Origin of the sequence: Streptomyces sp. NPDC056948, from assembly GCF_042674225.1 — a bacterium.
Lineage (GTDB): Bacteria > Actinomycetota > Actinomycetes > Streptomycetales > Streptomycetaceae > Streptomyces > Streptomyces purpurascens.
Window position 1 is genome coordinate 1 of sequence record NZ_JBHUQX010000274.1, and the last position, 12,839, is coordinate 12,839.

General features: G+C 71.6%; 14 protein-coding genes. 11 read left to right on the forward strand and 3 right to left on the reverse strand.

The window, feature by feature from the left end:
• Positions 1-108: 108 nt before the first annotated feature.
• Positions 109-525, reverse strand: a complete 417-nt coding sequence (locus tag ACFTZL_RS29590; protein ID WP_382588680.1) for a pyridoxamine 5'-phosphate oxidase family protein — start codon at positions 523-525, stop codon at positions 109-111.
• 124 nt (positions 526-649) lie between these two features.
• On the opposite strand from ACFTZL_RS29590, the gene clpB reads away from it, so the two are divergent.
• Positions 650-3,247: an ATP-dependent chaperone ClpB gene (gene clpB / locus ACFTZL_RS29595; RefSeq protein ID WP_382588682.1), complete on the forward strand. Its 2,598-nt coding sequence runs from the start codon at positions 650-652 to the stop codon at positions 3,245-3,247.
• 50 nt (positions 3,248-3,297) lie between these two features.
• Here the strand turns inward: clpB and ACFTZL_RS29600 are convergent, their stop codons facing one another.
• Positions 3,298-3,807, reverse strand: coding sequence for a hypothetical protein (locus ACFTZL_RS29600; RefSeq protein ID WP_382588684.1), 510 nt, complete (start codon positions 3,805-3,807; stop codon positions 3,298-3,300).
• A 149-nt stretch (positions 3,808-3,956) separates the two neighbouring features.
• Here ACFTZL_RS29600 and ACFTZL_RS29605 point away from each other — a divergent pair, with 149 nt between their 5' ends.
• Positions 3,957-4,484: a YbjN domain-containing protein gene (locus ACFTZL_RS29605; RefSeq protein WP_382588686.1), complete on the forward strand. Its 528-nt coding sequence runs from the start codon at positions 3,957-3,959 to the stop codon at positions 4,482-4,484.
• 79 nt (positions 4,485-4,563) lie between these two features.
• Here ACFTZL_RS29605 and ACFTZL_RS29610 read toward each other — a convergent pair whose 3' ends face one another.
• Complete coding sequence (locus ACFTZL_RS29610; protein ID WP_382588688.1) at positions 4,564-5,568, reverse strand: LuxR C-terminal-related transcriptional regulator; 1,005 nt, start codon at positions 5,566-5,568, stop codon at positions 4,564-4,566.
• A gap of 300 nt (positions 5,569-5,868) precedes the next feature.
• Here ACFTZL_RS29610 and ACFTZL_RS29615 point away from each other — a divergent pair, with 300 nt between their 5' ends.
• From ACFTZL_RS29615 to ACFTZL_RS29655, 9 genes are all read left to right on the forward strand, one after another.
• Complete coding sequence (locus tag ACFTZL_RS29615) at positions 5,869-6,249, forward strand: hypothetical protein (RefSeq protein ID WP_382588690.1); 381 nt, start codon at positions 5,869-5,871, stop codon at positions 6,247-6,249.
• Positions 6,250-6,298: 49 nt separating this feature from the next.
• Positions 6,299-7,279 (forward strand): LLM class flavin-dependent oxidoreductase, encoded by a 981-nt coding sequence (locus ACFTZL_RS29620; protein ID WP_382588692.1) that lies wholly within the window; start codon positions 6,299-6,301, stop codon positions 7,277-7,279.
• 98 nt (positions 7,280-7,377) lie between these two features.
• Positions 7,378-8,430, forward strand: a complete 1,053-nt coding sequence (gene mpaB, locus ACFTZL_RS29625) for a daptide biosynthesis RiPP recognition protein (RefSeq protein WP_382588694.1) — start codon at positions 7,378-7,380, stop codon at positions 8,428-8,430.
• An 11-nt stretch (positions 8,431-8,441) separates the two neighbouring features.
• Entirely contained in the window at positions 8,442-9,626 is a 1,185-nt protein-coding gene (gene mpaM / locus ACFTZL_RS29630) for a daptide-type RiPP biosynthesis methyltransferase (RefSeq protein WP_382588696.1), read from the forward strand.
• The gene (mpaD, locus tag ACFTZL_RS29635) at positions 9,623-10,888 is read left to right on the forward strand and encodes a daptide-type RiPP biosynthesis aminotransferase (RefSeq protein WP_382588698.1); all 1,266 of its coding nucleotides are present in this window, start codon (positions 9,623-9,625) and stop codon (positions 10,886-10,888) included. The genes mpaM and mpaD overlap by 4 nt, the downstream gene beginning before the upstream one ends.
• A 4-nt stretch (positions 10,889-10,892) precedes the next feature.
• Complete coding sequence (gene mpaC, locus ACFTZL_RS29640) at positions 10,893-12,092, forward strand: daptide-type RiPP biosynthesis dehydogenase (protein ID WP_382588700.1); 1,200 nt, start codon at positions 10,893-10,895, stop codon at positions 12,090-12,092.
• An 82-nt stretch (positions 12,093-12,174) separates the two neighbouring features.
• Positions 12,175-12,330: a daptide-type RiPP gene (locus tag ACFTZL_RS29645; RefSeq protein ID WP_189725678.1), complete on the forward strand. Its 156-nt coding sequence runs from the start codon at positions 12,175-12,177 to the stop codon at positions 12,328-12,330.
• A 194-nt stretch (positions 12,331-12,524) separates the two neighbouring features.
• Positions 12,525-12,683, forward strand: a complete 159-nt coding sequence (locus tag ACFTZL_RS29650; protein ID WP_382588702.1) for a daptide-type RiPP — start codon at positions 12,525-12,527, stop codon at positions 12,681-12,683.
• Positions 12,684-12,731: 48 nt separating this feature from the next.
• Positions 12,732-12,839 (forward strand): daptide-type RiPP (locus ACFTZL_RS29655; protein ID WP_382588704.1); only part of this gene is annotated, 108 nt, incomplete at its 3' end.

The following is a 12,839-nucleotide window of genomic DNA, read 5'->3' on the forward strand; positions in this document are numbered from 1 at the left end:
CGGTGACGCCGCTGCAGTTTTGGGGGACATTTCCTGGAATCCACCTGGTCACGCGGTGGCCGGAAGCAGTCGATCACCGGTGTGGATTTTCACTCCGCTCAACTTCGCTCACCCTCGCCCCATCGCCCGCGTCAGCTCGATCTCGATCACCACGCGCGCCGGGTTGGGTGACGGGGTCCGGCCGTAGCGCTCCGCGTAGCGGCGTTCCGCCTCCGCGACCCGGTCGGGCTCGCCGTGGACGAAGGCCCGGCCCTCCAGCGTGGCCCACCGCTTGCCTTCCATCTGGCAGACGGCGACGGCCGCCCCCTGCTCCCCGGCGGCCAGCACATGGCGCACCTTGGCGCTCGCCTTGTTCGCGATCACCCGAGCCAGACGGGCCTCGGGATCGTATGTGACCCCGACGGGTACCACGTGCGGAGTGCCGTCCGGGCGGGGAGTCGTCAGGGTACAGACGTGCCGTTCCCGCCAGAAGGCGAGGTACGGCTGGTCGGGGGAACCCGGATCGACGGAGTACTTGGTGGCCATGACCCGGAACTTAGCCCCTCACGTACTCCCGGATCCGCCCTTGAGTGGAATAGACTCAACTTTATGTACGCTGATTGAGTCAGTGCGCTGATCGGGTCAGTGCAAGGAGGAGGAGAACGCGAACGTGGACGCCGAGCTGACCAACAGGAGCCGGGACGCGATCAACGCGGCCAGCAACCGGGCCGTGACCGAGGGGCACCCCGACCTCACCCCCGCCCATCTGCTGCTCTCGCTGCTCCAAGGGCAGGACAACGAGAACATCACCGATCTGCTCGCGGCGGTCGACGCCGACCAGGCGGCCGTACGCGCCGGAGCCGAGCGCGTGCTCGCCGGGCTGCCCAGCGTGACCGGCTCCACCGTGGCGCCGCCCCAGCCCAACCGCGAGATGCTCGCCGTCGTCGCCGACGCCCAGGCCCGCGCCAAGGAGCTCGGGGACGAGTACCTCTCCACGGAGCACCTCCTCCTCGGCATCGCGGCGAAGGGCGGCGCGGCCGGCGAGGTGCTGTCCCAGCAGGGCGCCGACGCCAAGAAGCTCCAGGCGGCCTTCCAGAAGGCGCGGGGGCAGCGCCGGGTGACCACGGCCGACCCCGAGGGCCAGTACAAGGCCCTGGAGAAGTTCGGCACCGACTTCACCGCCGCCGCGCGGGAAGGCAAGCTCGACCCGGTCATCGGGCGGGACCAGGAGATCCGGCGGGTCGTCCAGGTGCTGTCCCGGCGGACCAAGAACAACCCCGTGCTGATCGGTGAGCCCGGTGTCGGCAAGACCGCCGTCGTCGAGGGGCTCGCCCAGCGGATCGTGAAGGGCGATGTGCCCGAGTCGCTGAAGGACAAGCGGCTCGTCGCGCTCGACCTGGGCGCGATGGTCGCCGGGGCGAAGTACCGGGGCGAGTTCGAGGAGCGGCTGAAGACCGTCCTGGCCGAGATCAAGGACTCCGACGGGCAGATCATCACCTTCATCGACGAGCTGCACACCGTCGTCGGGGCCGGTGCGGGCGGCGACTCCGCCATGGACGCCGGGAACATGCTGAAGCCCATGCTCGCGCGCGGTGAGCTGCGCATGGTGGGTGCCACGACCCTCGACGAGTACCGCGAGCGCATCGAGAAGGACCCCGCCCTGGAGCGGCGCTTCCAGCAGGTGCTGGTCGCCGAGCCGACCGTCGAGGACTCCATCGCGATCCTGCGCGGGCTCAAGGGGCGGTACGAGGCCCACCACAAGGTGCAGATCGCGGACAGCGCCCTGGTGGCCGCCGCGAGCCTCTCCGACCGGTACATCACCTCCCGCTTCCTGCCCGACAAGGCCATCGACCTGGTCGACGAGGCGGCCTCGCGGCTGCGCATGGAGATCGACTCGTCCCCCGTCGAGATCGACGAACTGCAGCGCGCCGTCGACCGGTTGAAGATGGAGGAGCTGGCGATCGGCAAGGAGACCGACGCCGCCTCCCGCGAGCGCCTGGACAAGCTGCGCCGCGACCTCGCCGACAAGGAGGAGGAGCTGCGCGGCCTCACCGCCCGCTGGGAGAAGGAGAAGCAGTCCCTCAACCGCGTCGGCGAGCTGAAGGAACGCCTCGACGAGGTGCGCGGCCAGGCCGAGCGCGCCCAGCGCGACGGCGACTTCGACACCGCCTCCAAGCTCCTCTACGGCGAGATCCCGGCCCTGGAGAAGGAACTGGAGGCCGCCTCCGAGGCCGAGGAGGAGGTCGCGAAGGACACCATGGTCAAGGAGGAGGTCGGCTCCGACGACATCGCCGACGTCGTCGCCTCCTGGACCGGCATCCCGGCCGGGCGTCTGCTGGAGGGCGAGACGCAGAAGCTGCTGCGCATGGAGGACGAGCTCGGCAAGCGCCTCATCGGGCAGAGCGAGGCGGTGCGGGCGGTGTCCGACGCCGTACGACGGTCCCGCGCCGGCATCGCCGACCCCGACCGGCCCACCGGCTCCTTCCTCTTCCTGGGCCCGACGGGCGTGGGCAAGACCGAACTGGCCAAGGCCCTCGCCGACTTCCTCTTCGACGACGAGCGGGCGATGGTCCGCATCGACATGTCGGAGTACGGCGAGAAGCACAGCGTGGCCCGCCTCGTCGGCGCCCCGCCCGGCTACATCGGCTACGAGGAGGGCGGCCAGCTCACCGAGGCGGTGCGCCGCCGCCCGTACTCCGTCGTCCTGCTGGACGAGGTGGAGAAGGCCCACCCGGAGGTCTTCGACATCCTGCTCCAGGTCCTGGACGACGGCCGGCTCACGGACGGCCAGGGCCGCACGGTCGACTTCCGCAACACGATCCTCGTGCTGACGTCGAACCTGGGCAGCCAGTATCTGGTCGACCCGATGACCAGCGAGGAGGAGAAGAAGGAGCAGGTCCTGGAGGTGGTGCGGACCTCCTTCAAGCCGGAGTTCCTCAACCGCCTGGACGACCTGGTCGTCTTCGCCGCGCTGACCAAACCCGAGCTGGAGCGCATCGCCAAGCTCCAGCTCGACCGTCTGGCCAAGCGCCTCGCCGAGCGGCGCCTCACCCTGGACGTCACGCCCGGGGCCCTGGCCTGGCTCGCGGAGGAGGGCATGGACCCGGCGTACGGTGCCCGGCCGCTGCGCCGCCTCGTCCAGTCCGCCATCGGCGACCGCCTCGCCAAGGAGATCCTCTCCGGCGAGATCAAGGACGGCGACACGGTCCGGGTGGAACGCCTCGAGGAGGGCCTGATCGTGGGCCCGGCGACGGGCAAGACGCTCTAGGCCTTCGCATCGAGTCGCTCGGGGCCGTCACATCGAGTCGCTCGGGGCCGTCACATCGTGAACGCCGAGAACCGCACCAGCGCGGTCTCGGCGTTCTCGTACTCCACCCGCACCTGCACCACGTGTGCCTCGGCCGAGGCGGGCAGTCCGTCCTCGTGGCTCACATCGAGACACAGGGCGCCACAGGGGCTGCCCGTGCGGATCTCGGGTGCGTCCGGATACGTCTCCCGCAGCCAGGCGCGTACGTCCTCGCGCGGCATCCGCAGCACCGCCGCGTACCCCGTGTCGATGCCGTGCTGCACGGTGCAGCGGTCGGGCTGGGCCTTCGCGGGGCGCTCGGCGCCGCCGAAGGCCAGGGCCTCGGCGCAGGGCACCTTCGCCGGGCCGCCCGCGCGCGGGTCGTCCTCGTCCGACAGGGCCCACATGAACATGCCGATGATCAGAAACCCGAGGACGAGCACGGGCAGGGCCAGGATCGGCAGGACCAGCCCCCACCGGGTGTGCCCCCTGCCCGTTTCCGGCCCGTTCTCCGCTGCCACCACGGCGATCGCCCCCTCCATGTCCGCCGCTGAGGAGGACGGGTTCGGGTACCCGGAGGTTGCGCTTGACCGGATCGTGTCAGCCGAGGGCTGACAGGGTCTGTCGGCACTTGCCACCCCCCTCCCCGCATGGGGGAGGATGGCGGAATCCGTACGAAGGGAAATTCACGGTGACCATCGACCCGTCCTCGATTCCGAACTTCGGGGGCCAGCCCGAGCCGCAGCCCGGCGGCCAAGCCGGCCCCGTCGTCCCGGATCAGGACCTCGTGAAGCAGCTCCTCGACCAGATGGAGCTCAAGTATGTCGTCGACGACGAGGGAGACCTCGCGGCGCCGTGGGAGCAGTTCCGCACCTACTTCATGTTCCGGGGTGAGGAAGACCAGCAGGTCTTCTCCGTGCGGACGTTCTACGACCGGCCCCATGAGATCGAGGCGAAGCCGCAGATCCTGGAGTCCATCGACGACTGGAACCGCCGCACCCTGTGGCCCAAGGTCTACAGCCACACCCACGACGACGGCACGGTCCGCCTGATCGGCGAGGCCCAGATGCTGATCGGCATGGGTGTCAGCCTGGAGCACTTCGTCTCCTCGACGGTGAGCTGGGTGCGTGCCGCGATCGAGTTCGACAAGTGGCTCATCGAGCAGCTCGGTCTCGAGGAAGAGGTCAACGAGGCGGAGAAGCCCGAAGACGAAGAGTAGGCCCAGCGAGGCCCCGCCCCAGCGGCGCGTCGGCGCGTACGAGCAGGTCAGGTACGTGCTGTACGCGCCGTACGCCTTTTCAGCTCAGCCAGCCCTTCTCGTGGGCGAGCAGCGCGGCCTCCACCCTGTTCGCGGCGCCGAGGCGGCGCATGATGACGGCCAGGTGCTTGCGGTAGGTGCGCACGGACACCCCGAGGCGGCGCGCCGCCGTCTCGTCCTTGTCCGCTTCCCTGAGCATGGCGAGGATCTCGCGTTCGATGTCGGACGGCATGTCCGCGTCCTCACCGGGGAGCTCGTCCGCCCCCTCCCACATGCGCTCGAAGAGCGTGACCAACGTGGCCACCAGGCCGGGTTCACGCACCAGCAGTGCCCCCACCGAGGTGTGGGCCGGGTTGATGGGGGTCAGCGCGGCCGACCGGTCGACGATGATCACGCGCTCGATGGGGTGGTGGGAGATCCGCACCTCCGCTCCGTGCGAGACCAGGTCACGCATGTAGGTGAGGGTGGTGTCGTCCTGCATGATCGCGGACCCCATGATCATGCGCATGCGCACGCCGCGGCGCAGCAACCGCATGTTGATCGGGTGCGAGACGGCGATCGACTCCTCGGTCAGGACGCCGGTCGGCTCCGTGGTCAGGTCCTCGGTCCGGGCGAAGAAGGTCAGCTCGTCGATGGCTTCCCGGACCGCGTCGATCCCGTGGAGCTGCGTGATCATCTGGCCGGGGTCGTCGGCGTCCGCGCGGGGCGAGGAGGGGGCGGTCAGGCGCTCCATGAACAGGGACTCGATGACCGAGTGCCGCGTGGCCTCGCTCTCCAGCTCCTCCCGCAGTCGGCGCAGCCGGCCGTCGATCAGGGCGTCCACGGCCCGGGGCGGAGGGACCGGACGCACCGCGCCCTGGGTGTTCCTGGTGGCGAGCCCCAACGCCACCAGCCGGTCCAGGGCCGACTCCTCGAGCGACGGGGGTGAGTCCGGACCGGGTTCCTGGGGGTCGGACGCGGGCGGGAACGAGCCGCGTCTCAGGAGGGAGCGGTACTGCCGTTCCTCTTCCTCGTTCACGCCCAGGAAAGCAAGCGGATTGCCCATGTGTTTCCCCCCGTTGATGATCGATCACACATGCGGTCCCTGGAATCCTGAGACGCCCGTACTCGAGTGTCAATGACGGATTATCAATATATGTCCGTTAGTTCTGGTATCGGACGGCCAATTCGGCGCAAGTGAGCAGGTGGGGCGAGAGAGCCGCTGCAGCTTGAGGAATCCGCGTGTGCAGCAAGCTGCGCGCAGATGGCCTCGTGGCGGCCCTCGCCAGACGGCAGAGTCGTTCTCGCAAGGAAGCACGAACAGCGCAGAACGAAAAACGCCGCATCGAGCATCGAGGAGATATCGGTGAACCGCTCCACGTCCCGCAGCACGCTGTCGTCCCGTCGTCGTGGACACGTCGTCGTCGGTCTGCTGACCGCGGGGATGATCGCCCTGGCCGGCCAGGGAACGGCCTTCGCCGCGGAGCAGCCGGCGGAGAGCCGGACGGCGACGGAGACGGTTGCGGTATCGGCCTCGGCACCGGGCGCGGTATCGGCGTCGGCATCGGGCACGGCGTCGGCATCGGGCGCGGCGTCTGCGCCGGTCGCGGAGCGCGGGATCGGGATCGGGATCGGGAGCGGGACGGTGTCCGTCCCGGGGCTCAACCCCCGCGCATGGCTCCAGATCATCGGCGATCTGCTGCCCGGACCGGCCCCGCTGCCGAAGAACAACAACGACTGGAAGTAGTCAGCGGCCGCGGCCGGCCCGACATCACGACCCAGGAGACCCCGACGCCATGACCGACTACTCCGTGCTCCTCCCTTGCGTACCCCGCCGCCTGGAGCAGGCGCTCCCCTTCGCCGGACTCGTCCGGTGGACCGGGGCGAGGCGCCTCTGGCAGGGACAGGCCATGGTGATGGAGCCCCACCAGACCTTCACCGGTCTGGCCGGGGCCGGGTTCCGGGTCCCGACCGGCTTCGGTGTCACGCTGATGCCCCTGCGCCACCCGTACGAGGCGGCTCTGCAAGCGCGGTCCGTGGCCCTGGCCACCGGGGAACCGGTGATCGCGGGCTTCGGCCCGGGAGCCAGGGCCTTCCAGGAGAACATCCTCGGATCGCCGTACGAGAAGCCGCTCCAGGTGGCGCGGCAGTACGTGACGGCGGTGCGCCGGCTGCTCGACGGCGAGACGGTCGTCATGGACGGCCCGCACTTCACCTTCCGGGGCCAGCTCGCTCCGGCCGCGGCACCCAGGGTCGACGTGGGTCTGGGCGTGCTGCGGCCGGGGATGGCCCGGCTGGCGGGCGAGGTGGCGGACGTCGTGATCACATGGCTGACGCCGCCCGGATACCTGCGGGACGTGATCCTGCCCGCGGTGGCCGAGGGTGCCGCGCGGGCGGGGCGGACGTCACTGCCCCGTGTCGTCGCCATGGTTCCGGCGGGGCTGGAGAAGGAGGGGCGCGAGGGCGCCGGGCCCGAACGGCTGGCTCTGGCGGGCAACGCGCCGCACATGCAGGCCCCGCACTATCTGGACATGCTCGGCCGGGCGGGTGTGGCCGTCGGCTCGGGGCGGATCGAGGACGTGGCGCGCGGTGTCGTGGAGACCGGCGCGTTCGCGGGTGGCGATCTGCCGCAGGTGGTCAAGGCTCTCCGGGCCTACGAAGAGGTGGGGGTGGACGAGATCGTCCTGAACACCACGGCCGTGCACAAGCTGTTCGGCGCCCAGGAGTCGCTCGCGGACCTGTCGGCGATCCTGCGGTCGGTGACGGCACCGCACTGACCGACCGCTCGCCGCCTGCTGGTGACCGACCGCTCGAACTCGATTCCCCGCTGCCCGAACGCAGAGGGGGAAGCAGACCAGTAAAGGACCCATCTGGCATGGACATGACAGCTCGTGGACGTCTGAAGCAGCACCTCATCTCCTGGGCCACCGCCGCCCCGCTCGCCGGGCCCGCCGGCGTCGGCGTCGGCACGCTCGTCCTGGCCGACGCGGCGCACATCCCCGCCGTCACGGCCGCCGGGCTCGTCGGCCCCCGCACCCTCCTGCTGGCACCCGGCGACGGCACCGGCGACCTCGCCCCCGCCGTCGGCTACCAGGGCAGTCTCACGGAGCCCGGCGACGAGTTCTCCAACGGCCAGGACTTCTTCCTCCAGACCCATGCCTACGCCGCCAGCCCCTTCATGACCGTCTTCGGCCCGACCGTCATACGCGTCTTCGACCGACACGACTTCGAGGCCTTCCTCGCCGACGCCGACCGGGCGCTCGCCGAGGGCGTCTTCCCCGAGTTCCTCATCACCTCCTCGGTGCTGCTGGCCGACCCGGCCGCCCTGAGCGGTGCTCACAACCCGGCGGACGGACCGGCCCTGCGCCTCTACGCCGACCCGGACGGGCAGCTATCCACCAGCCCCACGGGAGCGGTGCTCGGCACGGTCGACGACAGCCTCGGCACCCTCACCGAACGCTTCGCCCGGACCGGATCCGGCGCCGCCGCACTGGACGCGGCACTGCCGGCCGAGACACGGGCGGAGGCCCTGCGCGCACGCCCCTTCCTGGCCCGCTACCTCGAAGCCGTCAGCGCGCTGCGCAGCCTCATGGCGCGTGGAGCCACCGGCCTGCGGGTCTCCGGCTTCGGCTCCCGGCTGACGCCCGGGCTCACCGGGTCCGGCGGCGGCGCCGACCTGGCGGATCCGACCCTGCCGATCGTGCTGTACCGGGACGAGGATCAGGGCGGGGAGGCGTACATCGTGGCCGGGAGCCGCCTGTTCGCCGTCGACCGGCGTGCCGCACAGGCCCTGGAGTGCCTGCTCGCGACCTCCGGAGAGGCGGGTGACCTCGTCCCCGCCGCCGAGATGGACCAGCTCGCCGAGCTGTTCGCCCGGCACGACCTGCCACTGCCCGCACCGATGCGCGCCCCGGCGGCCGCACGATGAGCGCCCCGGCCATGCCCCTCAGGGCGATCGAAGAGACCGCTACGGCCGAAGCGACGACGACCGAAGCGATGACGCCGGGCCGCGAGACGACGCCGGGCCGCGAGACCACGACGGCCGACGGGACTACGCCGGGTCGCGAGACCACGGCGGCCGAGGGGACTACGCCGGGTCGCGAGACCACGGCGGCCGACGGGACTACGCCGGGCCGCGAGGCCGCGACGGCCGAGGGGACTACGCCGGGTCGCGAGACCACGGCGGCCGACGGGCCCACGCCGGGCCGCGAGACCACGGCGGCCGACGGGACTACGACGGGCCGCGAGACCGCGACGGCCGACGGGCCCACTACGAGCGACGAGACCACGACGAGCAGCGGGTCTGCGCCGGACGGCGAGGCCGCGACGGCCGAAGCACTCACCCTCGCCGCTCGCCGGATCGCCGGTCTCGGTGACCGGGCCCGTGTCTGTGGGCTGTACGACGCCCTCGGGGCCCCGCTCTACCACGACCTCGCCACCTACGACGACCCGGAGACCCGGGCCCTGCTGACCGCCGTGCGGACGGCGCCCGGGTCCGTGCTCGACCTCGCGGCCGGCTCGGGACGGTTCACCCTGCCGCTGCTCGCCATCGGCCGGCAGGTCACCGCCCTCGACCTGTCCACCGACATGCTGGCGCTGCTGCGGACCGCACTGGACCGGGCTCCGGCGTCGATGCGAGCCCGCTGCACCGTGGTGCGGGGCGACATGTCCCGCTTCGCACTCGGGCAGGAGTTCCCGCACATCCTGCTCGGCACCACCTCGCTCTCGCTCCTGGACGAGGACGGCCGCGCGGGCCTGTACCGCAGCGTCCTCGCACACCTGGCCGAAGGCGGCCGGTTCCTGCTGACCGTCCTGGAGCGGGGCGACTGCGACGGCCCCGACGAGACGGCCGTACGGGTCACCGGAGCCGGCGGCACCGTCTACGAGCTGTACGAGCACTGGCCCGCCGGCGCCGACAGCCGCACGGTCACCCTGCTCCCCGCCGACCCGCCGCGAGGCGACGGCCCCGTCACGGTCTGCACGGACCGCGTGGCCGTCCTCGACCTGCCGCGCCTGGAGGAAGAGCTCACCGCGTCCGGTCTGACCGTCACCTCCCGCCAGCTCCTCTCCCCGCCCGGCGAGCGTCACCGCGTGACACTCCTGACCACGGAAGCCTCCCGATGACCGCGCTCTGGCCCTACCTCATACCGCCCTCCAGCCATGGCGACGACAGCCTCTGCGCCGTCGGCGCCGCCGGACACCGCGTCACCTTCGCGGACGGCAGCACCGCACTCGACGCCGACAGCGGGCTGTGGAACGTGAACCTCGGCTACGGCAACCCGCGCATCGCCGAGGCCATCGCCGAAGCCGCCCAGCACGCCTCCTACCTCGGGGCCTTCCGCTTCGAGAACAGCTACGCCCGCCGCGCCGCCGAGGACCTGCTGCGGATCTGCGGGCCCGACCACTACGCCCGGGTGCTCTTCTCCACCGGCGGCGGAGTCGCCAACGACGCGGTCATGAAACTGGCGCGGATCTACCACGCCGTACAGGGCCGGCCCGGACGCAACCTGGTGGTCGCCCTGCGGGGCAGCTTCCACGGACTGACCTTCGGCGGTTTCGCCCTGACCGGGGAGGACCTGGGACAGCGGGTCTACGGGGTGGACCAGCGGCTGATCCGCCACGTCACCCCGAACGACACGGCCGAACTCGGCCGGCTGATGGCCGCCCTCGGCGGCCAGGTCGCCGCGGTCGTCGTGGAACCCGTCGTCGGCACCGGCACCCTCCCGCTCGACGCGTCGTTCGTGGCCGAACTGGGCCGCCTGCGCGACGAGTACGGCTTCCTCCTGGTCGCCGACGAGGTCGCCACCGGCTTCGGCCGCACCGGAAGCTGGTTCGCCTCCGAGAGCTGGCCGGGCCTGCCCGACGTACTCGTCACCTCCAAGGGCCTGACCAACGGGGCCTGCCCCGCCGCCGCCCTGGTGATGTCCCACCGGGTGACCCGGGCCCTCGTCGAGCACGACACGATGTTCGCCCACGCCGAGACCCAGGGCGCGACCGCCCTCGCCTGCGCCGCCATCAGCGCCACGATCTCCGAGATGGAGCGCCTCGACGCGGTCACGGCGGGCCGGAACGTCGCCGCCTGGCTCCAGCAGGGGCTCACGGAACTGGTCGAGCGGCACCCGCTCGCCACGCACGCCGCCGGTGTCGGCTGCTTCCGCACCCTGCACCTGACCCACCCCGACGGCCGCGCCCTGGCCGGAACGGACGTCGCCGACCTCATCACCCGGATCCGGCACGCGGGCGCCATCGTCCACCCCGGTCCCTCCGGCATCCAGCTCGTGCCCTCCCTGACCTACAGCCGCGCCGAGGTCGCCGAGCTCATGACCTGCGTCGAGGAGGGACTCGACAGCCTGCTGCCGGCGACCTCCCTGGCCGCGAGGAGCTGACCCCATGCCTGTCTCTCTCGACACCTACGACCAGGTTCCCGTACTGCTGCGGGAACTGAGCCCCACCGGCGTGACCGTCCTGGCCGACCCGGCCGTGGCCGACCACGCCGTCACCCGGAAGATCGTCGCCGAGATCGCCCACGCCGGGTTCACGCCCACCCGGGCGGTCACCCCGGCGGACGGAGGGATGCCGGCCGTCGAGGCCTTCGCCTCCCGGCTCTCTCCCGGTGAGCTCGTCGTAGGCGTCGGCGGGGGCGGCACCCTCGACTTCGCGAAGCTCTCGGCCGCGGTCGGCCGCCACCCCGACCTCCTGCGCTACCTGGCCTCCGGGCAGCGCAGTGGACTGGTGGCGCTCCCGCTCCCGTGGGGGGAACACGCCGAGGTCCTCGCGGTCCCCACCACCCTGGGCACCGGCAGCGAGGCGGGACCCGTGGCCTGCTTCCCCCACGAGGACGGCAAGCGCATCGCGATGGGGGAGTGCCTGCGCCCCCGTGCCGCCCTCTGGGTGCCCGAGGCCACCGAGACCCTCCCGGGGCACCTGGTCATGGACGGCGTACTCGAAGCGATCTTCAGGACCGTCATCCCGTACAGCAGCGACACCCTCGACCTTCCTGAACAGGACGCCGCTGTCGAGGAGTTGGCGGGACGGCTGCTCACGGCCGGCGACGAACTGGCCCGGCGCATCGCCGCCGGCCTGCCGGCCCCCGCCCCCGGGAGGCTGCGGGTCGCCCGGCTCAGCGCCGAGAGCCAGCGCGGAGCCATCAACGTCGGCCGCAACCCGTACGCGGTGAAGTGCTGGGCCCTCGCCAACGAGCTCTCCACCACGCTGGGCCTGGCCAAGATGCGCGCGGTCTGCGCCCTGTGGCCGGTCGTGTGGCGGCAGGCCCTGCGGGGAGACACCCGCTTCGGCAGCGCCGACCGCGTCCACAGGCTGTGGGAGCGCCTGCGGCAGCGGGCCCCGTGGCTCGCGCCGCGGCCCGACGAGGGTCTCGAAGAGCTGATGCTGCGCTGGCGGATCGACCGCACCGTGCACCTCGCCCCGCACCTGCGCCACCCCATCGCCCTGCGCAGCGTGCGCGCCTGGGGCGCCGGACTTCCCACCCTCGCCGGGTTGAGCGCCGACGACATCGCCGCGCTCCTCGCCGAGGCCACCGAGCCGACCGCCTCCGTGGCCGGCTCCCCCGAACCCCTCCCGGCGGCCTGAGCGCCTGACCCGGAGGAGCACCCGCACCACCGCACCACCGCACCAACCCGCATCACCGAACCGACAACACGAGGAGAACACCATGGCGCACAACAACCCGGTCGAGCAGGAGCTGCAGGAGCTCGGCACCGAGCTGGAGATGCAGGAGCTGGAGACCCTGGAGGCCCCGGGCTGGGCCACCAGCGCCGGCGTCAGCGTCGGCATCTCGATCGTCTCCGTCGCCTGGAGCCTCACCTGATCGAGCCGGCTCCCGCCGTCCGATCCACCGCACCGTGCCCCGCGCACGGCCGGACATCCCCGACGGCTGCCGCCCGGCTCCCCGTGAGCCGCGCGGCCGCCGGGGGGACCCCCGGATCCGCACCACCACATCAGTCGCACCACCACATCAGTCGCACCGTCCGACTCCGTCGCACAGCCGAGAGAGGCACTGACATGAGCGAGAACCTGGGCACCGTCGAGAACGTCGAGAACGCCGAGTTCGTCGAGCTGGAGATGCAGGAGCTCGAGGCCCTGGAGGCTCCGGGCTGGGGCACCTTCAGCGTCGCCTTCTCCACCGGCGTCTCGGTCGGCGTCTCGGTCACCCTGACCTGATCAGCCCGTAGACCCCCCCAAGAAGAACTTCTCAGAGAGGCAACCGACATGAGCGAGAACCTGGGCACCGTCGAGAACGTCGAGAACGCCGAGTTCGTCGAGCTGGAGATGCAGGAGCTGGAGGCTCTGGAGGCTCCGGGCTGGGCCACCAGCGCC

Coding starts and splice junctions, on each gene's coding strand:
- ACFTZL_RS29590 (WP_382588680.1), bottom strand. CDS start 525: ATGGCCACCAAGTACTCCGTCGATCCGGGTTCCCCCGACCAGCCGTAC.
- ACFTZL_RS29600 (WP_382588684.1), bottom strand. CDS start 3,807: ATGGAGGGGGCGATCGCCGTGGTGGCAGCGGAGAACGGGCCGGAAACG.
- ACFTZL_RS29610 (WP_382588688.1), bottom strand. CDS start 5,568: ATGGGCAATCCGCTTGCTTTCCTGGGCGTGAACGAGGAAGAGGAACGG.
- ACFTZL_RS29620 (WP_382588692.1), top strand. CDS start 6,299: ATGACCGACTACTCCGTGCTCCTCCCTTGCGTACCCCGCCGCCTGGAG.
- mpaB (WP_382588694.1), top strand. CDS start 7,378: ATGGACATGACAGCTCGTGGACGTCTGAAGCAGCACCTCATCTCCTGG.
- mpaM (WP_382588696.1), top strand. CDS start 8,442: ATGCCCCTCAGGGCGATCGAAGAGACCGCTACGGCCGAAGCGACGACG.
- mpaD (WP_382588698.1), top strand. CDS start 9,623: ATGACCGCGCTCTGGCCCTACCTCATACCGCCCTCCAGCCATGGCGAC.
- mpaC (WP_382588700.1), top strand. CDS start 10,893: ATGCCTGTCTCTCTCGACACCTACGACCAGGTTCCCGTACTGCTGCGG.
- ACFTZL_RS29645 (WP_189725678.1), top strand. CDS start 12,175: ATGGCGCACAACAACCCGGTCGAGCAGGAGCTGCAGGAGCTCGGCACC.
- ACFTZL_RS29650 (WP_382588702.1), top strand. CDS start 12,525: ATGAGCGAGAACCTGGGCACCGTCGAGAACGTCGAGAACGCCGAGTTC.